The 25299-nt window shown below is 63.2% G+C and carries 22 protein-coding genes and 1 riboswitch; of the genes, 9 read left to right on the forward strand and 13 right to left on the reverse strand.

Going from position 1 to position 25299, the window contains the following annotated elements; genetic code table 11:
- The first annotated feature begins 69 nt into the window (after nt 1-69).
- The gene (locus tag KBW81_RS02540; protein ID WP_254248211.1) at nt 70-1704 is read left to right on the forward strand and encodes a thiamine pyrophosphate-binding protein; all 1635 of its coding nucleotides are present in this window, start codon (nt 70-72) and stop codon (nt 1702-1704) included.
- A gap of 77 nt (nt 1705-1781) precedes the next feature.
- Here the strand turns inward: KBW81_RS02540 and bluB are convergent, their stop codons facing one another.
- The 4 genes from bluB to cobN form a co-directional block, all read right to left on the reverse strand.
- Nucleotides 1782-2405, reverse strand: coding sequence for a 5,6-dimethylbenzimidazole synthase (gene bluB / locus KBW81_RS02545; RefSeq protein ID WP_254248990.1), 624 nt, complete (start codon nt 2403-2405; stop codon nt 1782-1784).
- Nucleotides 2406-2433: 28 nt separating this feature from the next.
- Entirely contained in the window at nt 2434-2895 is a 462-nt protein-coding gene (locus KBW81_RS02550) for a cupin domain-containing protein (RefSeq protein ID WP_090191011.1), read from the reverse strand.
- A gap of 1 nt (nt 2896) precedes the next feature.
- Nucleotides 2897-3505 (reverse strand): cob(I)yrinic acid a,c-diamide adenosyltransferase, encoded by a 609-nt coding sequence (gene cobO / locus KBW81_RS02555; protein ID WP_090191009.1) that lies wholly within the window; start codon nt 3503-3505, stop codon nt 2897-2899.
- A 232-nt stretch (nt 3506-3737) separates the two neighbouring features.
- Nucleotides 3738-7454, reverse strand: coding sequence for a cobaltochelatase subunit CobN (gene cobN, locus KBW81_RS02560; protein WP_254248212.1), 3717 nt, complete (start codon nt 7452-7454; stop codon nt 3738-3740).
- A 65-nt stretch (nt 7455-7519) separates the two neighbouring features.
- Between cobN and KBW81_RS02565 the strand changes: the two genes are divergently transcribed.
- Entirely contained in the window at nt 7520-7765 is a 246-nt protein-coding gene (locus KBW81_RS02565; RefSeq protein WP_139222656.1) for a hypothetical protein, read from the forward strand.
- 4 nt (nt 7766-7769) lie between these two features.
- On the opposite strand, the gene KBW81_RS02570 is transcribed toward KBW81_RS02565, so the two are convergent.
- The 4 genes from KBW81_RS02570 to KBW81_RS02585 all read right to left on the reverse strand — a co-directional run bounded on the left by KBW81_RS02570 (nt 7770) and on the right by KBW81_RS02585 (nt 11072).
- Nucleotides 7770-8222 carry a GNAT family N-acetyltransferase gene (locus tag KBW81_RS02570; protein ID WP_254248213.1) on the reverse strand — a complete coding sequence of 151 codons (453 nt, stop codon included), beginning with the start codon at nt 8220-8222 and terminating at the stop codon, nt 7770-7772.
- Nucleotides 8219-9304, reverse strand: a complete 1086-nt coding sequence (gene cobW / locus KBW81_RS02575; protein WP_254248214.1) for a cobalamin biosynthesis protein CobW — start codon at nt 9302-9304, stop codon at nt 8219-8221. The genes KBW81_RS02570 and cobW overlap by 4 nt, the downstream gene beginning before the upstream one ends.
- An 81-nt stretch (nt 9305-9385) precedes the next feature.
- The gene (locus KBW81_RS02580; protein WP_254248215.1) at nt 9386-10054 is read right to left on the reverse strand and encodes an energy-coupling factor ABC transporter permease; all 669 of its coding nucleotides are present in this window, start codon (nt 10052-10054) and stop codon (nt 9386-9388) included.
- Nucleotides 10055-10090: 36 nt separating this feature from the next.
- Nucleotides 10091-10328: riboswitch (cobalamin riboswitch) on the reverse strand.
- A 42-nt stretch (nt 10329-10370) separates the two neighbouring features.
- Nucleotides 10371-11072, reverse strand: a complete 702-nt coding sequence (locus KBW81_RS02585; protein ID WP_254248216.1) for a class I SAM-dependent methyltransferase — start codon at nt 11070-11072, stop codon at nt 10371-10373.
- Nucleotides 11073-11288: 216 nt separating this feature from the next.
- Between KBW81_RS02585 and KBW81_RS02590 the strand changes: the two genes are divergently transcribed.
- Nucleotides 11289-14744 (forward strand): chromosome segregation SMC family protein, encoded by a 3456-nt coding sequence (locus KBW81_RS02590; RefSeq protein ID WP_254248217.1) that lies wholly within the window; start codon nt 11289-11291, stop codon nt 14742-14744.
- An 89-nt stretch (nt 14745-14833) separates the two neighbouring features.
- On the opposite strand, the gene KBW81_RS02595 is transcribed toward KBW81_RS02590, so the two are convergent.
- The 4 genes from KBW81_RS02595 to KBW81_RS02610 are packed head-to-tail and all read right to left on the reverse strand — an operon-like array spanning nt 14834 to nt 18258.
- Complete coding sequence (locus tag KBW81_RS02595) at nt 14834-15988, reverse strand: lytic murein transglycosylase (protein WP_254248218.1); 1155 nt, start codon at nt 15986-15988, stop codon at nt 14834-14836.
- A gap of 49 nt (nt 15989-16037) precedes the next feature.
- Nucleotides 16038-16937, reverse strand: a complete 900-nt coding sequence (gene cbiB, locus KBW81_RS02600) for an adenosylcobinamide-phosphate synthase CbiB (protein ID WP_254248219.1) — start codon at nt 16935-16937, stop codon at nt 16038-16040.
- Nucleotides 16934-17869, reverse strand: a complete 936-nt coding sequence (locus KBW81_RS02605; RefSeq protein ID WP_254248220.1) for a threonine-phosphate decarboxylase — start codon at nt 17867-17869, stop codon at nt 16934-16936. The genes cbiB and KBW81_RS02605 overlap by 4 nt, the downstream gene beginning before the upstream one ends.
- Nucleotides 17866-18258, reverse strand: a complete 393-nt coding sequence (locus tag KBW81_RS02610; protein WP_254248221.1) for a DUF1636 family protein — start codon at nt 18256-18258, stop codon at nt 17866-17868. The genes KBW81_RS02605 and KBW81_RS02610 overlap by 4 nt, the downstream gene beginning before the upstream one ends.
- 148 nt (nt 18259-18406) lie before the next feature.
- Here KBW81_RS02610 and KBW81_RS02615 point away from each other — a divergent pair, with 148 nt between their 5' ends.
- Nucleotides 18407-18823, forward strand: a complete 417-nt coding sequence (locus KBW81_RS02615; RefSeq protein WP_254248222.1) for a response regulator — start codon at nt 18407-18409, stop codon at nt 18821-18823.
- Here the strand turns inward: KBW81_RS02615 and KBW81_RS02620 are convergent.
- Entirely contained in the window at nt 18803-19789 is a 987-nt protein-coding gene (locus KBW81_RS02620; RefSeq protein WP_254248223.1) for a glutathione S-transferase family protein, read from the reverse strand. The two genes, KBW81_RS02615 and KBW81_RS02620, sit on opposite strands and share 21 nt — an antisense overlap.
- Before the next feature lie 313 nt (nt 19790-20102).
- Between KBW81_RS02620 and KBW81_RS02625 the strand changes: the two genes are divergently transcribed.
- The 5 genes from KBW81_RS02625 (at nt 20103) to cbiE (ending at nt 25291) form a co-directional block, all read left to right on the forward strand.
- Nucleotides 20103-21659, forward strand: coding sequence for a sensor histidine kinase (locus KBW81_RS02625; protein WP_254248224.1), 1557 nt, complete (start codon nt 20103-20105; stop codon nt 21657-21659).
- A gap of 206 nt (nt 21660-21865) precedes the next feature.
- The gene (locus KBW81_RS02630; RefSeq protein WP_090190990.1) at nt 21866-22069 is read left to right on the forward strand and encodes a DUF6732 family protein; all 204 of its coding nucleotides are present in this window, start codon (nt 21866-21868) and stop codon (nt 22067-22069) included.
- On the forward strand, nt 22066-23313 hold the full coding sequence (locus tag KBW81_RS02635) for a sirohydrochlorin chelatase (protein ID WP_254248225.1): 1248 nt from the start codon (nt 22066-22068) through the stop codon (nt 23311-23313). The genes KBW81_RS02630 and KBW81_RS02635 overlap by 4 nt, the downstream gene beginning before the upstream one ends.
- Before the next feature lie 72 nt (nt 23314-23385).
- Nucleotides 23386-24024 (forward strand): precorrin-8X methylmutase, encoded by a 639-nt coding sequence (locus KBW81_RS02640; protein WP_254248226.1) that lies wholly within the window; start codon nt 23386-23388, stop codon nt 24022-24024.
- Nucleotides 24025-24088: 64 nt separating this feature from the next.
- Nucleotides 24089-25291, forward strand: coding sequence for a precorrin-6y C5,15-methyltransferase (decarboxylating) subunit CbiE (cbiE, locus tag KBW81_RS02645; protein ID WP_090190985.1), 1203 nt, complete (start codon nt 24089-24091; stop codon nt 25289-25291).
- Nucleotides 25292-25299 lie beyond the last annotated feature (8 nt).

The following is a 25299-nucleotide window of genomic DNA, read 5'->3' on the forward strand; positions in this document are numbered from 1 at the left end:
TGCCGATCTACCTTGCGGGGCTGCTGTCGCCGCGACATGCTGGGACAAGTTTAAAAAAGGGCGGATGACATGCGGCACGGCGGTAAAATCCTAAGCGATCAACTGGTGAAACTTGGCGTGCAGCGCGTGTTCTCTGTGCCGGGCGAAAGCTTTTTGGCCGCGCTTGACGGGCTCTATGACAGCGGCATCCAAAACGTCGTGTGCCGCCACGAAGGCGGGGCCGCGATGATGGCAGAGGCGCAGGGCAAGCTGACCGGCCAGCCTGGCGTCTGCTTTGTCACGCGCGGGCCGGGGGCCTGCAACGCCAGTGCGGGCGTGCATGTGGCGCGGCAGGACAGCACGCCGATGGTGCTGTTCGTTGGCCAGATCGACAATGGCCAGACGGATAGGGAGACCTTTCAAGAGGTTGATTACAAAGCGATGTTTGGCACGCTGGCCAAGGGTGTTTATCAATGCAATGACACGGCCCGCCTGCCGGAATACATCGCGCGCGCGTTTCGCCTAGCGATGTCCGGGCGTCCCGGGCCAGTGGTGCTGGCGCTGCCTGAAAATATGCTGAGCGCGTCTTCTGACGTACCTGATTTCACCGGCGGTTGGCACACAGATGTGACGCCAGACGCGGGCGTTTGGGATGACCTGCTGACGCGGCTGCGCCGTGCCAAACGGCCCCTTATGGTCGTGGGCGGGCCGCATTGGTCGCAAGAGGCCGCGGCGGCGCTGGCCGCCTTTGCAACCGCGGCGCAAATTCCGGTTGCGACGTCGTTCCGGCGGCAGGACTACATGGACAACCGCCACCCTTGCTTTGCTGGCGATCTGAATGTCGGCGTGAACCCGGCGCTTGCGGCGCGGGTGCGCGATGCGGATGCGCTGCTGCTGGTGGGCACGCGGTTCAGCGATATCGAAACGCAGGGCTATACGCTGGTGGAGCCTGCGGCCCCCGGCAAGATGATCGCGCATATCCACGCGGACGCGGACGAGATCGGGCGCGTTTACGGCGTGGATATGGGCGTCGTGTGCCGCGGCGATGTTGCGGTGGCTGGCCTGTCGGGTGCGGTGCAGCGGCAAGCTGATTGGGCGGGTTGGCCCGGCGAGGTGCAATCGGCGCGGGCGGCCTTTGATAAATGGCAGGACCCGGTGGAAAGCCCCGGCGATGTGAAGCAAGAGCAGGTGATCCGCTGGTTGTCAGAAACGCTGCCGCAGGACGCCATCCTGACGAATGGGGCCGGGAATTATGCAGCTTGGTTGCACCGCTATTTCACCTACAAACAATACGGCACACAATTGGCGCCGACCTCTGGCTCCATGGGCTATGGCTTTCCCGCAGCCATCGCAGCGGCGTTAGAGCATCCAGCGAAAACGGTGGTCTGTCTGGCGGGCGATGGCTGCTTTCAGATGACCTGCAACGAGCTGTCGACGGCGGTTCAGCATGGCGCGGCTCCGATCATCATCGTGATGAATAACGGCCGCTACGGCACGATCCGCATGCATCAAGAGCGGACTTATCCGGGACGCGTATCGGGCACGGTGCTAGCGAACCCTGATTTCGCCGCCTTAGCGCGGGCTTACGGTGGGTTTGGCGCAACCGTGACGGACCAGGCGCAGTTTGCGGATGCCTTCGCGCAGGCCCGGGCTGCGGGGACGGTTGCGGTGATCGAATGTGTGCTTGACCCGCGTGTGCTGTCGCCGGGGGCGTCGCTGAGCTAGCCGATTTTTCGGCGAAAAATCGGAAAAAAAGCCGGGGCGCTGCCCCGGACCCCGAGGTATTTGGGACCAGAAGAAGGTTAGACCCTGCGCCACGCAGTGCGGGTGTTGGCCTGCCAGTCGGTGCGGTGCAGCAGCGGTGTGTCGTCGTCACTGGCGGCAATACCAATGCAGAGGTAGGCCGTGAAGGTCCAGTTTGACGGGGCGTTCAGGGTGGCGTGGAGCGCTTCTGGATCGAGGATCGACACCCAGCCGACGCCGATGTTGTCGGCGCGGGCGGCGAGCCACAGGCTGTGAATGGCGCAAATGGTCGAGAAAGTCAGCATCTCCGGCATGCTTTGGCGGCCAAGGCCATGGCCTTCGTCCGGGTCACGTTCGGTGAAGATCGCCAGATGGACGGGGGCGTCGCGCAGGCCCGCCAGTTTCAGGGCGTTGTAAGCGTCCTTTTGTGCACCGTCGTAGCGCGCGGCAGCTTGGGTATTGGCGGCCTCGAAATTGGCGATGACGGCGGATCGCAGTGCAGGCGTGGTGACTTGCATCACGCGCCACGGCCGCGCATTCCCGACAGATGGCGCAAGGTCCATGGCGGCGCGCAGGCGGTCCAAGCGGTCCTGCGCGACCGGGTCAGGGCGGAAATGCCGCACATCGCGGCGCCATGTCAGGATATCCTGCAAGGCTTGCGCGTGGTCTGGGGTCATCTGCATGGGCGAGCCTTGGGCGGGCAGGGCATTGTCATGCGCCGTGATATGGCGCGGTGTGGGTGATGGTGCCATCCGCGTCGCGGTAGGTCTTGATGCCGTCCCGGATTGTCAGCGTATCGCCGGTGAGCGGGTAGGTCACGTCATCACGGCCTGACCGTGTGCCGATCACCATGTAACTGGCCGGCGCGTCGCTGTCATTGCGCAGGCAGTGTCCGACGGGAATGCCGGCCTGAAAACAGGCGGTATCGCCGGGGTGCATTGCTGTCTGCATGTCCCCTTCGATCAGGGTCACGGTACCGGTTAGGATGTGGACCATTTCATCCTCTTGCGCGTGCCAGTGTAGCGTGGAGGAGGCCGAGCCGGGCGGCAGGGTTTCGATGAACGCGCCGAATTGCGTCAGCCCGCCTGTGTCAGACAAAAGCGCAGCCGTGTACGGCCCGCAGACACCGTCACCGTGGTCAATGCGGCTCGTGCCCTGCGGAATCAGCGGCATATTAGTATTCCACGCCAATCTGCGCTTTGATGCCTGCACGGAACGGGTGCTTGACCAGTTCCATTTCGGTTACCAAGTCGGCCAGTTCAATCAGGTCGTCGTGGGCGTTGCGGCCCGTCAGGACGACATGGGTCATGGGCGGCTTTTCATCGCGTAGGAATGTGACGACGTCGTTGATGTCGACATAGTCGTAGCGGATCGCAATGTTGATTTCATCCAGCAGGACCATGGTGTTGGCGGGATCGCGGATCAGCTCTTTGGCCTTGGCCCAAGCGGCCTGCGCCATTTCGGTGTCGCGGGATTTATCCTGCGTTTCCCAGGTAAAGCCTTCGCCCATGGTGTGGAACGCGCAGATGTCGGTGAACTTCGCCAAGATCAAGTCGCGCTCGCCCGTGCTCATGCCGCCTTTGATGAACTGCACGACGGCGCATTGCATATCGTGTGCGATGCAGCGGAAAATCATCCCGAAGGCGGCGCTGGATTTGCCTTTGCCCTTGCCAGTGTGGACGATGACGAGACCCTTCTGGTCGGTCTTGGTCGCCATGATCTTGTCGCGGGCGGCCTTTTTCTTGGCCATTTTCATCGCGTGGCGGTCTGGATCGTCGGTCATGGCGGCACTCCCTTTTTGCAGGTGTATGTGTAGGCGGCGTGGGGTGTGGGCGCAAGCAAGGCCGAATGCGCCAGTCGTGGGAACAGGGGGCCGGATTGCGTGTTATTCCCCGTGCCGCACGAATGAAGTCAGACTAGGAACAGCGGCAGAACACATTGGGGTATGTTATGCACTATTTTGCCGGATTTTTATTGTTGTCCTATTTGTTGATTGGCGCACTGTCTGTCGCAGGCTAATCCAGCAGTCCCGCGATACGGGCGCGGGCCGAGTTTGACTTGGGCGTCCACAGATTGCGGTCAATGGCTTCTTGCAGGCGCTGGGCGATTTCGCGCAGGGCGGGCGGGTTGACCTCTGCGATAAAGTCGCGGGTATCGTCGTCGGCAAGGAAGGCGTCTTCGACCAGATCGAAGTGGTGGTTCCGCACGGCGCCTGTCGTTGCCGCGAAGGCAAAGAGATAGTCGACTGTTGCCGCAATTTCGAACGCGCCTTTGTAGCCATGGCGTTTTACGCCTGCGATCCATTTCGGGTTCGTGGCGCGGGACCGGACCACGCGGCCGATTTCATCCTCTAGCCGCCGGATGACCGGGCGTTCCGGGCGTGAATGGTCATTGTGATAGATCGGGCGATCCGTGCCTTGCAGGGTGGCCACAGCGGCAGCAGCACCGCCTTCGAATTGGTAGTAGTCGTCGCTGTCCAGAATATCGTGTTCACGGTTGTCTTGGTTTTGCACGATGGCGTCGGTTTGCGACAGCCGCGCCTCGAAGGCTGCACGGGCAGCGGTGCCCGCTCCGTCTGCGCCGTAGGCGTAGCTGCCCCATGTTAGATAGGCCTGCGCAAGGTCGGCCCGGTCTGACCAAAGCCGTTCGTCGATCATGGCTTGCAAGCCCGCACCGTAAGCGCCGGGTTTGGAGCCGAAGACGCGCGAGGCATCTTCGCCGCGTTTTGTCCGGGCGGCGGCGGGGTTGATGTCCTCGGGCTCGTCCAGTGCTTGGATCGCGCGGGCGGCACCGTCGACGAGGGCGATCAGCTGGGGGAAGGCGTCGCGGAAGAAGCCAGAGATGCGCAAGGTGACGTCGACGCGCGGACGGCCAAGGGTGGTGGCGGGGATGACGGTAAAGCCGGTGACGCGGCGATTGGCGGCGTCCCATGTCGGCTTGACGCCCATCAGCGCCAGCGCCTGTGAGATGTCATCGCCGCCCGTGCGCATATTGGCCGTGCCCCATGCGGTGATCAGCAAGGATTTGGGCCAATCGCCTTCGGATTGCAGGTGGGTGTCCAGCAGCAGGTTCGCCGATTTCCAGCCCAGCGCCCAAGCGGTCGGGGTCGGCACGGCGCGGCTGTCGACGGAGTAAAAGTTGCGTCCTGTGGGCAGCGTGTCAAGGCGGCCACGGGTCGGCGCGCCGGATGGGCCGGGGGGGATGGCGCGGCCATCGAGCGCGCGGAGCAAGCCTGCGCCTTCGCTGGGGCCGCAGGCGGCGACGGCGGGGCGGATGCGGGTTTCGATTTCCTCAAGGACAGCAGATGACGCGATGGGGCTGACGCCTAAGGCACCCCGCCCGCCGTTCCCGATGATCTGCTGGCTGAGAAGTTCGAGCCGTTCAACCGTGTCCCCGTTGCTGCGCCAGCCTTTGAGGTCACCCAAAGCGGCGGGCTTTTCGGGGGCAGGGGCCGACAGGTCGCAGTCGAGCGGATCGATGCTGAGCCCGAAGTCGAGGGCCAGCGCACGCAAGAGCGAGGCATTCGCGCCCTTGCCGTCGCCGCGCGGGACGCGGGCGAGGGCGATGGTCAGGTCGATTTCCTGCTGGCCCGTCGGGCTTTGGCCAAAGATGTGCAACCCGTCGCGGATCTGCGCCTCTTTCAGCTCGCACAGGTAGGCGTCGAGTTTCGCCAGATCGCTGTCGGCATCGCCGGACAGGCCTGCGTCTTGGGCAAGGCCTGTGGCGTCTGACAACGACAGGATTTGTTCGCGCAGGTAGGTCAGGCGGCGCGGGTCGAGGCCTGCGGCCTCGTAATACTCGTCCACCAGCGCCTCTAGGTCGCGCATCGGGCCGTAGCTTTCGGCGCGGGTCAGGGGCGGGGTCAGGTGGTCGACGATGACAGCGCTGGTGCGGCGTTTCGCTTGCGTCCCTTCGCCTGGGTCGTTGACGATGAAGGGATAGATGTGCGGCGTGGGACCAAGGGCGACCTCTGGCCAGCAGTCTTGTGACAGGGCCAGCGCCTTGCCCGGTAGCCATTCAAGGTTGCCGTGTTTGCCCATGTGGACAACAGCGTGGGCACCCCAGTGGTGGCGCAGCCAGAAGTAGAAGGCGAGGTAGTTGTGGGGCGGCACGAGGTCGGGGGAGTGGTAGGTCTCAGTCGGGTCGATGTTATAGCCACGCGCAGGTTGCAGGGCGACGACGGCATTACCGAAGCGGTGGATCGATAGCTTGAAGCCTGTGGCCTTTGAGGGCTTGGATGCCTCCGGCGGGGATATTTCACAAACAGAGAGGAACGGGTCGTCCTCTGGCGCACCCCAGCGGGTGGTGATTTGGTTTTTGACGTCCCAGGGGAGGGTTTCGAAGTGTTGTTTGTAGACGTCGAGGGAGAGGAGTTCGCCGCCGTCCGTATCCGCGCGGTCGGTCAGCCAGTTGGTGGGGCCGGCCATCATGGTGTTCATGAGGGTTTGGGCGTCAGTTGGCGGCGTGGTGGTGTAGCCTGCCTTAGCCAGCAGGTCCAAGGTGTGGACCGTCGCCGCTGGCGTATCGAGGCCGACACCATTGGCCAGGCGGCCGTCTTTGTTCGGGTAGTTGGCGAGGATCAGGGCGACTTTGCGCTCCGCTGGGGCGGTGCTGCGCAGGCGGGTCCAGTTTGCGATCAGCTGCGTGACAAAGTCGATGCGGTCGCCCATCGCCTGATAGGTCGTGATCGCGCATTCCGTTGCCTCGTCGAAATAGGCGGCACCTTTGAAGCTGATGGCGCGTGTCAGGATGCGGCCGTCGACCTCTGGCAGGGCGACGTTCATGGCGATGTCGCGGGCGGTCAGGCCCTGGGGGGAGGCGCGCCATGCGTCTTCGGACCCGCCGGACAGGACGATCTGGAAGACGGGAGCGTCATTGGCAATCAGCGGGTTCGCGGGGCTATCATCGCCGTCATGCGGGCTGCCGACGGCAAATGCGGTGGCGTTCAGGATCGCGGCAGGGGGGGCTTGGCTGAACAACTGGCCCAACGTGTCGGCGGACAGGGAGTCCTTGAGCGAGGCCACGAAGATTGGCAGCGGGTTCAGGCCCGCGCGGGTTAGGGACCGCACAAGGCGGTTGATCGGCGCGAGGCCGCCGCCCTGCACGAGGGCGCGGTAGAAGACGATGGGCACGATGGGGGCGTCCGGCTGCCACGCGGCCTGCGCGGTGGACAAATCTGCGATGCCTGCGCCGGGCCAGTAGACGCCGGCGCGCAGCAAGGGGCTGGGGCCGGCGGGGCGGTCAGTGCCATCCACGATGGCCTTGGCGCATGCAAGGAAGCGGACTGTGTTCTGCGGGCCGCCTTCGACAAGGTAGGACCAAAGCGCATCGTAGTCTGCGTCGGTGACGGTGGACAGGCCGCGCAAGTCGGGGTCGTCTTTGTCGTCGCCAGGCAGCAGGGCCAGTTTGACGCCGGATTCGCGCAGGCGTGCGGCGTATTGGGTGACACCGTAGTTCCAGTAGCCCATGCCGCCCAGCACGCGGGCGATCACCAAGCGGGACCGCGTCGCGCAGGCATCGAGGTGCATGTCCACGGACACCGGATGGGTCAGGTTCATCAGGTTCAGCAGGCGCAGGGACGGGGCCGCGTCCATTGCGGCTCGCGCTTCTGACAAGGCGGCGAGTTCGGTATCAGCGGCGCTGATAAAGACCACATCGGCGGGGGTCTGGCCGGGATCGACAGGCTCTGTGCCGTCGGGGATCGCGTTGGCGCTGGCGGCAAGCAGGTGCATCACGCTTGACCTTTCGTTGCAAAAGGCCACATGGGGTTATCAAACCACGCAAGGGGGCCAGTCCCATGGACTACGGAAAATCGGGAACACCGAAAACGGCGAAAAAAGGGCCGAAGCATCAGGAACATAACCAATATGGTTCTGACAAGACGCCATTTGGCTCTCGGCCTTCGAAAGAAGAGCTGCTGGCGCGCATGAAGAAAAGCGCGGGCAAGACCGATCTGGATAAGCCCAGCGATCCTGCCGACGATTTTGCCACGGACGAGGCAAAGGGTAAGGCCATTCGCGGCACAGAAAACCTGCCGGACTGAAGGCTCACAGCCGCTTTTCCATAAAGACGGAATGGGGCCCCTCGGCGTAATCGCCAAAGGGGCCACAAACTGCGAAACCGTGCCGCTGGTACAGGCGGTGGGCATCATACAGATCGTTGCCGGTTTCCAGCTGCATCAGGGTCAGACCCTGCGTGCGGGCCTCGTCCTCTAGCGTTTGCATCAAGGCGGCCCCAGTGCCGCTGCCGCGGGCGTCGGGGTGGACGAACATCGATTTAATCTCGCCGTAGGTGCCCTTGTTGGACAAGGCCGCGCAGCCTAGCGCCTCTCCATTGCGGTCTGCGATGAAGAAGCTGACATGCGGCTCTGCCAGTTGGTTGGGGTTTAGGGCAAAGCTGTGCTCTGGCGCGTAACGCGACATCAGGAAGGCGTGGCTGGCGTTTAGCAGCGCCAGTCCCTCGGCCGACCGGGGGTCAGCCAGATCGACCGTGATCGTCATGCCTGCAACGCAGCGCGGATCGCGTCCTGATCAAGGCCAGCTTCGCCAATCACGACCAGACGTGTGCCGCGGGGCGCGTCGCCGAGCGGTTGGTCAAAGTAGTGATCCACGCGGGGGCCGACGGCCTGCACGGTAAGGCGCATGGGCTTGCCGGTGACAGAGCCGAAGCCCTTAAGGCGCAGGATGTCATGGGCGCGGATCACGTCAGAGACCTGCGCGGCGAATGCGGCAGGATCAGTGATTTCGCCGCGTTCCACGATGAAGGATTCGAATTCATCGTGCCCATGGTCGTGGTGATCATGGTCATGATGATCGTCATCGTGGTGGTCATCATCTTCGTCATCGTCGTGGTGATGGTGGTGATGCACTTCGTGACGCGATTCCAGGTCGGTTTCAGCACCAATGCCTTGGCCCAGCAGCACGTCGACGGGCAACTCTCCCATCGAGGTGCGGATGACTTGTACGCCGGTGCGGGCCTCTGATTTGAGGCGGTCGGCCAGTTCGGACGCGGCCTTGGGGTCCATCAGGTCGGTCTTGTTGATGACGATCATGTCGGCGCAGGCGATCTGGTCTTCGAACAGTTCCGACAGCGGCGTTTCATGGTCAAGGCCGTCGTCTGCGGCGCGCTGGGCGTCCACGGCGGCAACGTTATGGGCAAAGCGCCCTTCGGTCACGGCGACGCCGTCAACCACGGTCACGACAGCGTCGACGGTCACGCGGGTCGACAAGCCGGGCCAGTTGAAGGCCCGCACCAGCGGCTGCGGCAGGGCAAGGCCCGATGTTTCGATGACGATGTGATCGGGCTGCGGATCGCGGGCTAGCAGCGCTTCCATTGTGGGGATGAAGTCGTCGGCGACGGTGCAGCAGATGCAGCCGTTCGACAGCTCTACGATGTCGTCCTTGGCGCAGACATCGCTGTCGCAGCCTTTCAGGATGTCGCCATCGACGCCAAGATCGCCAAATTCATTGATAATCAGCGCGATGCGCTTGCCTTTGGCATTTTGCAGCAGATTGCGGATCAGGGTTGTTTTGCCAGCGCCCAGAAAGCCTGTGACGACGGTTGCGGGGATTTTCGCGGCCATGAGGGGAACTCGATATGTCAAAGGGATGCGGGCCGAAGTCCTGCGACTTCGGCCCGGCGTGTCAGATCAGCGAATGCGGGCTTAGCCGTAAACGCGGGCGTCCAGAAGGCCGGAACCCTGTGCTTTCATGCGCTTGGCGACAGCCAGCACGGCCAGGTCAACCAGCGGTTCGATCAGCACGACGGTCATGTAAGCTGCGCCAAAGGTCGACAGCGACGCCAGCGTGGACATGCTGGCACCTTCGCCCCAGACAACCCAGAACGCGACCCAAGCCACAACGCCAGCCTGGTACGTGGTCGAAAGCTTCAGCGCCTGCGTGTAGGTCAGATCGACATAAGCCGTGCCGCGCGCGACGACGGATTTCGTGACCATGTGCAGCGCCAGCAGGGGCACCAGCAAGGTGGTGACGTTCATGCCGTACTGGGGCAGATCCGTTGGCGACATCAGCAGACCTTGCAGCAGCAGGCCAAGGGCCAGACCGACAGCGGCGGGCGCGGTGCCCAGCATCAGCAGCAGGGTCGATCCAAGGATCAGGTGCACTTCGGACGGGCCGACGGCCAGATGCGGCAGCAGTTCAAAGAAGACGAAGGTCGCGGCGGTGGCCATGGCGCTGCGTGCGATCAGGGACGCGGCCCCGCGCTGCACCAGATTTTCCCAAACCATTTTGGCGGACACAGTGGCGGCACCTGCAGCGGTCACGCTGCCAAGAGCCAGTTTTGCGCCTGTCACGACGCCGGGTTCGATATGCATTTTGTCTCTCCTATAGCCCGTCACACCCGACGGGATGGGGTTTCATCATGCGAGGCCGGTCTCCTGGCTTGCGGCTCGTGCACGCGGCGTCGCCTTCCCGGGGGCCAATTGCTTGGCAGCCCAGTGGCTTAATGACGTCACGCTCACCGCTTACAGTCGCGGGGGCGGCTGTGGCACGGGGCCTCCCGATCGCAGGATCGGCCCCTTCCACATTCCCAGTTTCATCCCCAACGCTTTGCGTCTGTCGTGGGGAACCTTGCAGGGTTCTTTGTGCGCCCGGCGCAGCGGGCGCGTCAACCCGGATTCGGGCGTGATCTTAGGTGGGCAGGGGGCGTAGAACGCAGGTTTTACGTCGCATTTCGCCGTCGCGGAAATAATCGCGCACGGTGCCGCGCTGATCTTCGGGCACGGCGTCCCAATCAACCCAGGTGCAGCCATAGCCCAGCACATCGGCCATGCGTTCCATCGCACCAGTGGACGGCACACCCTTCATCGTGACCTCTTGGCCCGGCACCTGCGCGATGGCGTTCAGCGGGTTATCGGTGCGTTCCTTGACCATCTGGATGATCGGATTGCGGTCCACCATAAACTCCGAATCGATCACGATCAGCTCTGGCTCTAGCTGTGTGACGCGGGCCAGCAGGCCGTAATGATCCATGACGTGATAATAGATGCCGAACAGCATGACCGCATCAAAGGTTTCGTCGCGGATCAGCCGTTTGTCCAAATCGCGATAGATGTCGTCGCAGACCAATTTCACCCGGCCATGCTGCGGCCCTGCGGGATATTGGGCGAAGCGGCCGATCAAATCTGGGCGCGCTTCGACGCCGACGACACGCTCTGCATGTTCGGCCAAGGCATAGCTCCACCGGCCGTCATGGGCGGCCAGATCCAGCACCTGCGCACCAATCAGATCCTCTTTGAAGGGGGCGACGATCCGCGCATGACGGCGGTTCATCCGCGTCACCATATCGGGAGAGTAATCCTCTAGCTCGTGCAGAAAATCGAAAAATGCCAAAACGCGGGGACCCTTTTAACTGTGTATTGCGCCGCCTTAGACAGGTCTGGGATGGCGACAATATGGCGGTGCCTACTGATAATTGTGGTGCCGCGCATTTAAGATCTTGTGGATAACTTCGGTGTCCCCGGCTGGTTCAGCGGCGGCTTGGTTGACTTGGCGCAGTTTCGACGATCAACCTCGACCCTCAAAGAATCAAACAAGGGGCCATGGCCCATGCGTTTTACCCGCCTGCGCCTGAACGGCTTCAAAAGCTTCGTTGATCCCACTGACTTGGTGATCGCCGATGGCCTGACCGGCGTTGTCGGCCCCAATGGTTGCGGCAAGTCCAACCTGCTTGAAGCTTTGCGCTGGGTGATGGGCGAAAACCGTCCCACAGCGATGCGCGGCGGCGGGATGGAGGACGTGATCTTTGCCGGCACCGCTACACGCCCGGCCCGCAACTTTGCCGAAGTCGCGCTGATCATCGACAACGGCGAGCGGCTTGCACCTGCCGCGTTTAATGACAGCGACAGTCTGGACATCACCCGGCGCATCACGCGCGACGCAGGCTCGGCGTATAAAGTCGGCACGAAGGACGTGCGTGCGCGGGACGTGCAGATGCTCTTTGCCGATGCCTCGACGGGTGCGCATTCGCCCGCCTTGGTGCGGCAAGGCCAGATTTCAGAGCTGATCAACGCCAAACCCACCAGCCGCCGCCGGATTCTGGAAGAGGCGGCAGGCATTTCGGGCCTGTATCAGCGCCGTCACGAGGCAGAGCTGAAGCTAAAAGGCGCAGAGGCGAACCTGCTGCGCGTGGATGACGTGGTTGGCCAATTGGCCGCGCAACTTGGCACACTGGCGCGGCAAGCGCGGCAGGCCGCCCGCTACCGCGAAATCGGCACCGCCCTGCGCCATGCCGAAGACTTGCTGCTGTATCGCCGCTGGCATGACGCCAACGCCGCGCTAGAGGCCGCTTTGGCCGAGGTCCGCAGCTCTGCCCTTGCGGCAGCGCAGGCGGAACGCGCTGCAGAAGAGGCGACTGCAAGGCGCGCAGGCGCCGAAGAGGCTTTGCCGCCTCTGCGTGAAGAGGACGCAATCGCCAGCGCGGTTCTACAGCGCCTGACCGTCCAGCGCGACCAGCTGGCCGATCAGGACGCGCAGGCCACCGCTGCAATCGCCACGCTGACGCGGCGCATTGAACAGCTGGCGCATGACATCGCGCGAGAGGACAGCCTGAACGCCGACGCCGAAGACACCATCGCGCGCCTGACGTGGGAAGCGGCGGAAATCGCCAAGGCCAGCGCGGGCCACGACGATGCCCTGTCTGCCGCGCAAGACGCCGCATCAGAGGCGGCAGAGGTGCTGGCCCAGCGGGAACAGGACCTTGGCCAGCTAACCGAAGATGTCGCCCGCCTGTCCGCGCGCCACCAGTCGGCGCAGCGCCTGCTGGACGATTACCGCAAGACGGCTGATCGCGCAGAAGCCGAAGCCGCCCGTGCCCGCAGCGCCATGGCAGAGGCAGAGGCCGCACGGAGCAGCGCTGAAGCGGCCTTTGATGCAGCCACGCTGGCCGAGGAGATCGCGACAGCGACGGCGGCCAATGCCGAAGAGACACTGGCTGAAACCGAAGCGGCCCGTGCGGCGACGCAAGGCCTGGAAAGCGATGCCCGCGCGCAGCGTTCCTCGGCAGAAGGCGAGGCGAAAGCGCTGCAAGCCGAAGTTGGCGCATTGGCGCGGCTGGTCGAACGCGATGCGGGGGCAGGTGGCCAAGTGCTTGACCTGCTGACCGTTGCTCGCGGATTCGAGGCGGCTTTGGGTGCGGCGCTGGCGGATGATCTCAAGGCACCTGCCGTGCTCGCGACTGACCCTTCTGGCTGGGTCGAACTGCCCGGCTACGCGCGCGCGCAGCCTTTGCCTGCCGGGGCGCGGCCCCTATCCGAAGTTGTCGATGTGCCGGACGTTTTGGCCCGCCGGATCGGCCAGATCGGCGTTGTCGATCCCGCCGATGGTCCCCGTTTGCAGGCCGATTTGATGCCGGGCCAACGCCTTGTATCTCAAGCAGGCGATCTGTGGCGCTGGGACGGCTACCGCGCTGGCGCGGCCGACGCCCCCTCTGCCGCCGCGCTGCGTTTGCAGCAACTGAACCGGCTGGCCGACCTGCGGAGTGAGCTGGAAATCGCACAGGCCGCTGCTGCCGAAGCGGTAGAGACGCATGAAACCCTGACCGCCCGCCTATCCGCCCTGACGCAGGCCGACCAAACCGCCCGCCATGCCCGCCGCGACGCCGATATGCGCGTCGCCGAAGCGCAGCGCGCCGCCAGCCGCGCCGAAGCCGACCGCAATCTGGCTGCTGGCAAACTGGAATCCCTCTCGCTCGCCATGGCGCGCCACGCAGAAGAAGCCGCCACCGCACGCGCACAGGTGATCGAGGCAGAGGCCGCGCAAGCGGACCTTGCCGATCTGGACGACGCCCGCGCTGGCGTTGACGACATCCGTATGACGGTTGAAGCCGCGCGGATGACGATGATTGCCCGCCGTGCTGGCGCGGATGATCTGCGCCGGACAGGTGACGCGCGCCTCAAGCGCAGTCAGGAAATCACCAAGGAATTGTCGGGCTGGCGGCTGCGCCTTGATAACGCAACCCAGCGCAGCAACGAGCTTGCCGCCCGCAAAGACGCGTCAGAGGATGAGTTGGAAGACGCCGCCAGCGTCCCCGCCCAGATCGCGGAAACGCGCGAACAGCTGACCGCCAGCATCGCAGACGCGGATGCCCGCCGCGCCGCCGCCGCCGAGGCGCTGGCACTGGGCGAAGCCAGCCTGCGCGATGTAACATTGGCGGAACGCGAAACCGAACGTGCCGCCTCGGACGCCCGCGAGGCCCGCGCCCGCGCCCAGGCCCGCGGCGATGCAGCCAGCGATGCCGTAACTGCGGCGGTCGAGCGGATCAGCGAGGATCGCGACATCACCCCGCAAGCTTTGTGGGACAGCCTAGGCATCGATGCCGCGGACCTGCCGGGTGCCGATAAAATCGATGTCGATATCGTGAACCATCGCCGCCAGCGCGACGCGCTTGGTGCGGTGAATCTGCGCGCCGAAGAAGACGCGGCCGAGGTCATGACCGAACACGACACGCTGGTCGCGGAAAAGGCCGACCTTGAAGGCGCAATCGACGCCCTACGCTCTGGAATCGCTGGGCTGAACAAAGAAGGCCGCGAACGGCTGCTGACCGCTTTCGAGCAGGTCAACGCCAACTTCTCGACCCTGTTTCGCAGCTTGTTCGGCGGCGGAGAGGCGCGTCTGGTCCTTGTCGAAAGCGAAGACCCGCTTGACGCGGGGCTAGAGATTATGTGCCAGCCGCCGGGCAAAAAACTCTCGACCCTCTCGCTGCTGTCAGGCGGCGAACAAACCCTTACGGCGATGGCGCTGATCTTCGCGGTCTTCCTTGCGAACCCCGCCCCGATCTGTGTGCTGGACGAGGTCGACGCGCCGCTGGACGACGCCAACGTGACGCGTTTCTGCGATCTACTGGACGAAATGACCCGCCGCACCGACACGCGCTTTTTGATCATCACGCACCACGCCGTGACGATGGCGCGCATGGACCGCCTGTTCGGCGTCACCATGGGCGAACAAGGCGTCAGCCAACTTGTCTCGGTCGATCTGAAAAAAGCCGAAAGCATGGTCGCCTAGTCGCGCCGCCCCGCAGCCCGGGTCCATTCTTCTTCTGGTCAAAAATACCTCGGGGGGAGTCCCGCAGGGACGGGGGGCTGGCCCCCCGATCAAAGCTGTCCCAGCAGCGCAGCCGTTGGCCACGCATCCGCAGGCAAGCCCAGCCGCGCCTGCTCCAACTGCACAGCCTCGCGCGTTTTCTCGCCCAAGATCCCGTCGATCCCGCCCACGTCATAGCCGCGTGCCGCCAGCTTTTCCTGCAGCGCCATCATCTGCGCCCCGTCCAAACCCGGGTCGGTGCCCCCCGCATCATAGATTTGTGCCCCCGCCAACCGGGTCGCGAAATAGGCGGCGGTTGTCACGTAGGTCAGCGACTGGTTCCATTCGAAATAGACGCTGAAATTGGGGTAGGCCATGAAGGCCGGACCGTTCCGCCCCATGGGCAGCAGCACTGCGCCGGGCAGATCCGAAAGCGCTTCGCCGCGTCCCGTCACGCCAAGGGCGGCCCAATCGGCAGCGGGCAGTTCGTGATTAAGTCCCGTGCGGGACCAGTCCAACGTATCGGGAACGGTAATCTCTTGCAGCGCAGGCTCATTCGCGCGCCAACCCAGCGCGGACAGAAGCGCCGCGCCTGACATCAATGCATCGGCGGCAGAGCCTTTCAGGTCGATATGTCCGTCACCATCGCCGTCCACGGCGTGGGCGATGATGTCGCGGGGCAGCATTTGGACTTGTCCGATCTCTCCGGCCCAAGCACCCGTCGTGCCCAGATCGAAATCACCGCGTGCGTATAGCTGCATTGCGGCCAGCAGTTCGGGGCGGAACAGCTCTGGCCGGCGGCAATCATGGGCGAGGGTAAAGAGCGCGTTGCGCGTATTGAAATCACCTTGGATTGCGCCGTAGTCGGTCTCGAACGCCCAAAACGCCAGCAGGACACCGCGCGGGATGCCGTATTGCGCCTCGATCTGCGCAAAGGTGTCGGAATACTGCTGTCCCATCGCTTTGCCGGTGTCCAGCCGCGCGGTGCTGATCAAGCGGCGAGAGAAGGTGACGAAATCAAGCTGGAACACCCCCTGCGCCCGGTCCGCCTTCAACACAGCTGGGTCAATCTGCGCGCTGGACAAGAATGCCTCTGCCACATCGGGTGCGATGCCCATTGCGGTTGCCTCGGCCAGAACCCCCGCCTTGAAGTCCGGCAACGGTGCGCCGCAGTCCTGTGCGGCCAATGGCGTGGCGAGGGTGAGGAGCAGGGCAGTCAAGCGCATGGGATCGGTCCTTTTGATGTGACCCTATCCTGCCAGAGGCATCTGCGGATTAGAACAGGGTCACAATCAGGGCGGCGAAAAGCCCCAGTGCCCAGGTACGCCACAGCACGGTGCAGGCGTTTTCGATGTCGGCGGGGCCGATCAAATGGCGGCCATCATCGTTCACGAAGGGATAATCGCGCCGCACACCGTCATAGGTGCGCGGGCCGGAGAGGGCGACGCCCAGCACTTGGGCCATCGCCGCCTCTGGCCAGCCTGCGTTGGGAGAGCGGTGGCGCGGCGCCTCTGTCATGATCGCGGGCAGGGCATAGCGATTAGGGGCGGTCAGCCAGATCAGCAGGGCAGATAGCCGCGCAGGAATCAGGTTCAGCAGATCGTCGAACCGCGCCGCGGCCCAGCCGAATTCAGCGTATTTTTCGGTGCGATAGCCGATCATGGAATCAGCGGTATTGGTGATTTTATACAGCAGCAAACCCGGCAACCCGCCAACGGCGAACCAGAAAGCAGGCGCGATCACACCGTCAGAGAAGTTCTCGGCGGCGCTTTCAATCGCGGCGCGGCTGACGGCGGCTTCGTTCAGGGTCGCGGTCTGGCGGCCGACGATCTGCGCGACGGCGGTGCGTCCAGCGCTTAGCGACTGGCGCAGGGCCGTTGCCACAAGGCGGACGTGATCAACAAGGCTGCGCTGCGCCAGCAGGATGGCCAGCACGATAATGTCCACGGCGTGCCCGGGAATGGCGGCCAGCACAAAGCCTAGCAGGACAAAGGCCAGCGCCAGTAGGCCAAAGGCAATGACGCCCTTGGCACGGCGATTGGCACCATTATTAGCGCGGCGGTCGATCCAACTGACGCAGGCTCCCATCATGACGGCAGGATGGGGAATACGGGACCATAGCCAGCGCGGTTCGCCAAACATGGCGTCCAGCAAAAGGCCGAAGATCAGCGTCAAAAGGCACCTTCAATTTGATCCCAGCGGTCCGGCGGAGGCAGGCCAAGGCGCAGCCAGTCGGTCGCGTAGGGGAAAATCCGGCTCCAGATATGGCTCTGGCCCAGATGCGCCTGCGCGGCGGCGGCGTCTTCGACCTGATACAGGCGGAACAGGGATGTGCCGCCTTTCACGATCGCACCTTGTGCGATGAGCAGGTCATCAAGGCGCTGGGCATCTTTGGTCAGCCGGGCGCATGTCTCGTCCGCCCACATCGGGTCGGCCAGCGCCTCTGCCCCGATGGAAAGGGCCGGACCGGACACGGGCCAAGGGCCAAGCGCTTCTGCCAGATCGGCGATAATCGCCGGATCGCCAATGGCAAAGCCAAGGCGCAGACCCGCAAGCCCCCAGAATTTGCCAAAGCTTTTCAGCACAATGGTGCCGGGCCGCGCGGACAGGCGGATCAGCGACGCCTCTGGCATGACATCGCAAAAGCTTTCGTCGATGATGCTGAGGTCCGCGGTGATCTGATCCGCTTGCCACACCATGCCGTCCGGGTTGTTCGGGTGCACCGCGACGATGGCATCGCTGGCATCATCCACCAGTGTCCAGCCCGCAGCGCGAAAGGCTGCGCCGTGTTCGTTGTAGGTCGGGCCGGGGATCGAGACCTGACCCGCTTTGCCAAGGCGCGGCAGTTGGGCAATCGCGGCAGAGGCACCGGGGATCGGCAACACGGCCGCTGCGTCCGGGACATTCCAGAAGGCGCGGGCGCGCTGGATCAGTTTGGCCTGCGCGGCCTGATCGGGCAGGGCGTTCCACGCATGGGGGGCAAGGTCGGGCAGCGGATAGGGGACGGGGTTAATGCCCGTCGATAGGTCAAGCCAATCGGCGCGGGTGCCGCCGTATTCCGCAATAGCCGCGTCCAGACCGCCGCCGTGATCGCGCGGCGCCTTCATGCAGCGTCCGAGTCTGATGCGGCGTCCGGCAGGGGCGGGTGGCGGGTGACAAAGTGGCCTTTGATCGCCTGCGGCCAGTCGCGGTACGGCACTTGCCCGTTTTTGGACCCGGCATGCAGGGCCGCATAGGTCACGATGCCGTCTGCGGCCTCTGCCATGGGTTCAAAGTTACCGATGGTATAGGACAGTTTGCCATGGGCCTGCACGGCGACGTTGCAGCCAGCTTTGCAGCCCATCAAGCAGGCCACGCGGCGGGTACGCACGTCAGGCACATCGCGGGCTGCATCCTCGATCAGGGCGGCCAGTGCTTCGCCGTCGGTTTGTGCCGCGCCAGTCAAATCCCAGCCGTCACGTTTGCACGTGTCGCAGATCGTGATCCATGTCGTCATCTTCGCGCGGCCCTTTGCAACAAGTTATGCCTGTTTCAACCGGATTTTCGCCTACGATACAAGCTGACCGCGGCAAGAATCAGCCTTTCGGGGGTAAGGTATCAATTGAGTGTATGCAGATGCCGTTTTCTGCGGTAAATTTTTACTCATGGTAAAATCTTCGGATCATCATATCGCTCTTGCGCCTGTGCGTATCCTTATCGTGCAAAGCAATGCGGCGCTTGGCGCGGTTTGGCAGCGCCATATGCAGCGGCACGGGGCTAAGGTGACACTGTGCGGCGATTCCGATTCTGCGGTGCAGGCATTAGAAGATTTCACCTTTGACGCCATTGTTCTGGATCTGGTGCTTGAACGGGGCAACGGGCTGACCGTCGCTGATGTTGCCGCATTCCGGCAGCCGTGGGCGAATGTGCTTTGCGTCACGGACAGCAGCTTTTTCTCGGACGGGTCGATCTTTAACCATTGCGCAACGGCGCGTTTGACGTTGAACCGCGATGTTCCGCCAGACGAGCTGGCGGATATCGCGTCCCATTACGGCGAGCAGTCAGCCGCGGCCGTGCGCTAAGTCAAAATCCGGGTTCGGATTGATCGGGATGATCCGGTAGGGGTTCACCGTTTCATGGCTGTAGTGATAATGCTGCACGATGTGATCCATATTCACCGTATCCGCGATCGCGCCGTCCTGCGTCTGCCACTGATATAGCTCGCGCGTAAAACCCCACAGGTTCGGATAGTCGCGGATAAAGGCGCGGTTGCACTTAAAGTGGGCGTGATAGACGTTGTCGAACCGCACGAGGGTCGTCCAAAGCCGCCAGTCAGCCTCTGTCATGCGGTCCCCCATCAGGTAGCGATTGCGCGACAGGATGTCTTCGAGCCAGTCAAGACTGTCGAACAACGGGTGCACGGCGGCGTCATATGCCTCTTGCGTGGTGGCAAAGCCTGACCGGTAGACGCCGTTGTTGACCGTGTTGTAGATGCGGTCGTTGATCGGCGCGATCGCGGCGCGCAGGTCTTCTGGCCAATAGTCGTCTGTATTGCCGGTCAGATCGTTAAAGGCGCTGTTGAACATGCGGATGATTTCGGACGATTCATTCGACACGATGCGCCCCTGCACCTTGTCCCACAGCAAGGGCACGGTGACATGGCCGGTCATATCCGGCGTATCCTTCAGATAGACCTGCCGCAGGTAATCCAGGCCAAACAGCGTGTCCCCGGTGGCCCCGTCCCAATCATCCGACAGCTCCCAGCCTTCGGACAGCATGTTCGGATGCACGACCGAGACGCTGATATGGTCCGTCAGACCCTTGAGCATGCGAAACACCAGTGCCCGGTGCGCCCAAGGGCAAGCATAGCTGACATACAGATGATAACGCCCGGTTTCCGCCTTAAAACCCGCATCACCCGACGGCCCGGCGCTGCCATCTGCGGTGATCCAGTTGCGAAAGCTGGCGACGTCACGTTCAAAGCTGCCACCGCTTTTCTTGGTGTCGTACCATTTATCTTGCCATTGTCCGTCAACCAGCAGGCCCATAGCCATCGCTCCCTTTTTTACCGTGTTGAGGGAAAGCTAGGGCAGGCGGGACGAACTGGATACACGGATTGCCGCGCAGGTGCTGTGCGCAGCGCGGATGATGCCGGGATTCGGCGGCTAGTCGGCTGGATTGGACGAAAATGGCCGATCTTAAAGGCACATTTCGGGATCATCGTAAGCGTGACCTAACGTCAGAAAATAACAACCTGCGATATACTTAACTGCGCCCAAACTTCGCCACAGTTGGCCAGAATAGAGAGGTTAAAACATCGTTAATCGTTAAACTTGGTAAAGAGTTAGTCAGAGCAGCACTATGATGACCATCGTCACCTGTATTACGGCATTCCACGACATGAGCCTGGTCGCTTTGGCGGCGATCCTATGCGGCTTTGGCAGTTGGGTGACGTCGCGCCTGTATCGCCACGCGCGCAATCGGTCACATCGGCATGCGATTTCGTGGTATTTGCTGACGGCGCTGACCGCTGGTGTGTCGATCTGGTGTACCCATTTTGTCGCCATGTTGGGTTTTCGCCCCAATGTTCCTGTCAGCTTTGATCTGGGTCTGACCTTGGTGTCTTTCGCGATTGCGGTTCTGGGCAGCGCCATTGGCGTTCTGGTGTCTACGATCAGCTCGATCCGCTTTGCCCCGCTGCTGGGCGGCGCAATTCTGGGCCTTGCGATCGCCGGGATGCATTATGCGGGCATGATTGCCTACCGGGTCCAAGGCGTGATCTTTTGGGATCAAACCTATCTGATCGCATCTATCGTTTTAGCCGTGGTCTTTGGCGCGGCGGCCTTGGTGTTTGGCAACCGAAGCAAGGGCGCGGGCGAATACCAGATGTCCATCGCACTGGCGATCGGCATCATCAGCCTGCACTTTACAGGCATGGCGGCCTTTAGCGTGTCGCCGCTAGATATCTCTGGCGATTTTATCAACCCCGAAGCGTTCAAGGTGCTAGCTCTTGCCATCACCGGCACGGCCATCGTCATCGTGATGGGCGCGCTGTTCAGCTATACGATCGAAAACCGCACGTGGATGGAAAACATCCAAGAACTGACCGAGGCGCGCAATGCCGCCGAAAGCGCAAGCCGGGCAAAGTCGGAATTCCTTGGCATCCTCAGCCACGAGCTGCGCACGCCGCTGACCATCGTGCTGGGCTACGCCAGCATTCTAGGGCGGTTGAAGGACATGAACGCCGCCAAGACAGGGCAAGCGGCTATAGAATCTGACAGCCGGATCGGCGATCAGGCAGAGCTTTATGGCCACAAGATCACCGTCGCGGCGAACCACTTGCTGGGCATGATCAACGAGATTTTAGACTACACCAGCATGGAGCTGGGCGAGGCAACGCTGGACCGCACGGCCTTTCCGGTGCGCGGACTGCTTGAAGACGTCAAAGCGCAGTTCGCCCCGATGGCCGTTGAAAAGGGCGTCACGATCAGCGTCGATTGCGAAGAGGTCATGGCCTTTGCCGACCGCGCCCGCTGTTTGCAGATTCTGTCGAACCTTGTTGGCAATGCGTTCAAGTTTGCCCAGTCCAGCGATATCACCCTGCGCGCAAGGCTGACGGCGACCGGCTTTAACATCGAGGTCGAAGACAACGGCTGCGGCATCCCGGAAGAATCCCACAATGTGATTTTCAATGCTTTCCAGCAACTTGAAGCGACCCATAACCGGTCCGAAGGCGGCGCAGGCCTTGGCCTTGCCATCTGCAAGACGCTGGCCATCGCGCACGGCGGCGGGGTGACGGTGCAAAGCGCAGCTGGCGCAGGCACGACCTTTACCGTCGCTATGCCCACCAGCGCCCTGCAAGCCGCAGAAGAGGCAGCGGCGGCCCGCCCGCGGTCCGGCTTGCGCCTCGTCAGCTAAACGCTGCGCCAACAGACGGCGCTGCGATTTCAACGGGTCCTATGCATTGCGCACTGCGCGGCTCCCGCCTATACCCCATCCCTGACGAAGCCCGATACGGGGCCAGAGCGGTTGGTGGCAGACGGGTCGACCCTGACGGGGACCGGAATGCCACATCGTCAATAGCCAGCTCTCGGCCCCGGCCTACCCACGCCCGGAGATACGCCATGCGCCTGCTGACGACGATCTTGATCTTGACGGCCACGACAGCCTCTGCCCACCCCGGCCATTTGGTCGATGCGGCAGGGCATAACCACTGGGTCGCGGGTATTGCCCTTGGCGCGGCGGGAATCGCCATCGCGCTGGGCGCGCTGAAGGGCCGCAAAGCAAAACAAAAATCCGAACCAGAGCGCGAGGAACAGCCCGCATGAAAACCGGTGTGATGATTTGCGGCCACGGCTCGCGTAGCCAGTCCGCCGTCGACGAATTTGCCACGCTGGCCGAAAAGCTGCCCGCGTTCCTGCCGTCCGACTGGATGGTCGACTACGGCTATCTGGAATTTGCGAACCCGGTGATCCGCGACGGTCTAGACCGGCTGCGGGATGCAGGGTGCGACCGGATCTTTGCGGTGCCGGGCATGCTGTTTGCTGCCATGCACGCCAAGAACGACATTCCCACGGTGCTCAACACCTATGCCGCCCAGCACGGCACGGCCATCAGCTATGGCCGCGAACTTGGTGTTGATCCCAAGATGATCGCCGCCGCCGCCAGCCGTATTCAGGACGCTGTGGACAGCGCCAACGCCGAACACGGCGCGCTGCCGCTGACGCAGACCTGCCTTGTCGTGATCGGCCGCGGTGCCTCTGACCCGGACGCCAATGGCAACGTGGCCAAGATCGCCCGGATGCTGGCCGAAGGCATGGGCTTTGGCTGGCACGAGGTGGGCTATTCCGGCGTGACCTTCCCGCTGGTGGAACCTTGCCTGCAACACGTCGCGATGCTGCCCTACAAGCGCGTCATCGTGTTCCCGTATTTCCTGTTTTCGGGCATTCTGATCGACCGCATCTATGGCTTCACCGACCAAGTCGCGGCAGAGCATCCCGGCATCCAATTCGTCAAAGCCGGCTATCTGGGCGATCATCCCAAAGTGCTGGAAACCTTCGCCGAACGGATCACCGAACAGGCGGGCGCGACGCCGCCGCCCAACTGCGGCATCTGTGCCTACCGTGATCAAGTGCTGGCCCTTGCAGGGGGAGAGCAGCGCGAAATCAGTGCCGCTGACCGCCAACACCCGGCCTTTGCCGCAACGCCGCCTGCGCTGTGCGTCATGTGCAAATACCGGACCAAAGTGCTTGGGTTCGAAGGCGAAGTCGGCGCAGTGCAAGAAAGCCACCACCACCACGTTGAAGGTCAGGGTGCCAACGCCCCCGGCTCTAACGTGGCCGACTGCACGCTGTGCGACACCTTCTGCACCGGCATGTGCCGCCTAGAAGCGCAACACGCCCACGCCCACGCGCACGGCCTGCCGCACAGTCATGACCACGGCCATGATCACAGCCACGACCACGGGCACAATCATCACCACCACGACGATCACGACCACGCCCACCCGGTCTATCCGCACGCCCAGCACCCCCACGGCCCCGAAAGCGCGCGCAAAACCCGCAAGGTCTGATCCTCATCACCTTGCCAAATAAACTCCCCCCAGAGGGTCCGCCCTCTCCTCCCACGCAAAGGCCTCGCTTGCATGAGACCCTACGAAAAAGACCCCGCCGCGATCTACGCGCAAAGCTTTGCGACCGTGCGGGCCGAGGCACGTCTGGACCGCTTTGCCGCAGACATGCATCCGGTGATGACTCGCTTGATCCACGCCTGCGGCATGGTTGAAATTGCGGATAGGCTGGCGTTTTCGGCAGGGGCCGCCAAAGCAGGCCATGCCGCGCTGGCGGCTGGGGCACCAATCCTATGCGATTGCGAAATGGTGGGGGCGGGGATCATCCGCCGTTATCTGCCAGCGCAGAACCAGGTCATCGTCACCTTGAACGATGTCAGCGTGCCGGACCGTGCACAAGCGATTGGCAACACCCGCTCTGCTGCCGCGGTAGAGCTGTGGGCCCAGCATCTTGAAGGTGCGGTCGTCGCGATCGGCAATGCGCCAACAGCGCTGTTTCACCTTCTGGAACTGCTCGACGCAGGCGCGCCGAAGCCTGCGGTGATCTTGGGCTTTCCTGTGGGTTTTGTCGGCGCGGCTGAATCCAAAGCTGAACTCGCGGCGCATCCGCGCGGCTGCGACTTCATCGCGTTGCGGGGGCGTCGCGGCGGCTCTGCTCTGGCGGCGGCGGCGGTCAACGCTTTGGCTGCTGGCCTGCCGGAAGACCGGATTTAATGGCACAAAATTATCGCAAGGCGGGCGGCAGTGCCGATTTTTCGCCGAAAAATCGGAGTGGATCATGACGCAACCGTGGCTGCACATTGTCGGCATTGGCGAAGACGGCATGGATGGGCTGAGCCCCGCCACCCGCGCGGTGGTCGAGGCGGCAGAGGTCATTTTGGGCGGCGGGCGGCATCATGCCCTGTCAGGCAGCGTGACTGCCGAACGTCTGGCTTGGCCATCGCCTTTTGACGCCATGATCGAGACTATTCACGGATTGCGCGGACGGCGGGCGGTTGTTCTGGTGACCGGCGATCCGTTGTGGTTTTCCGTTGGCGCGCGGATCGGGCGGGCGATTGATCCGTCAGAGATCGTCTATCACCCGCAACTGAGTGCCTTCCAGCTGGCAGCGGCCCGCATGGGGTGGAGCCTTGCGGATGTTGAAACGCTGACCGTGCACGGGCGGCCCGTGGCGCAGATGGTGGCGTTTATCCAGCCCGATGCACGCCTGTTGATCCTGACGACCGGGGCCGAGACACCAAATCAGATTGCGGCCTATCTGGCAGCGCGCGGCTTTGGTCAGTCACGGATGACGGTGTTGGCTGCGATGGGCGGCAAGGACGAGGCGCGCTTTGATGGCGTGGCCGAGAGCTGGGACCATGTCGTGCCGCCGTTCAATACGCTGGCGGTCGAGTGCATAGCAGCCCCGGACGCTGCGCTTTTGCCGCGGGTGCCGGGGCTTGCGGATGATTTGTTCCAGTCCGACGGTACGATGACCAAGCAGGAAATTCGTGCGGCCACGCTGGCCAAGCTGATGCCGATGCGCGGGGCGCTGCTGTGGGATATCGGCTGCGGTTCCGGCTCTGTTGCGATCGAATGGATGCGCGCGGCGCGCTATGCCCGCGCTATCGGGATAGAGCCGCGCGATGATCGCCGCGCGATGGCGGCGGCCAATGCGCTGGCGCTTGGCGCGCCAAAACTAGAGCTGCTGGAAGGCACTGCGCCGGACTGTCTTGATGGTCTTGCCGCGCCGGATGCGATCTTTATCGGCGGGGGCCTCAGCGAAGCGGTATTTGACGCGGCATGGTCTGCGCTGCGTCCGCTGGGCCGGTTAGTGGCCAATGCGGTGACGCTGGAGTCAGAGGCGGTGCTGATGGCGCTGCACGCCCGCCATGGCGGCGATCTGGTGCGGCTGTCGGTGTGCCGGGCTGAACCGGTCGGGCGTTTGACAGGATGGCGGCCAGCGATGCCGGTGACCCAATGGAGCCTTGTGAAGCGATGAGGGGGCGG

The organism is Loktanella salsilacus (assembly GCF_024206795.1).
GTDB lineage: Bacteria > Pseudomonadota > Alphaproteobacteria > Rhodobacterales > Rhodobacteraceae > Loktanella > Loktanella salsilacus.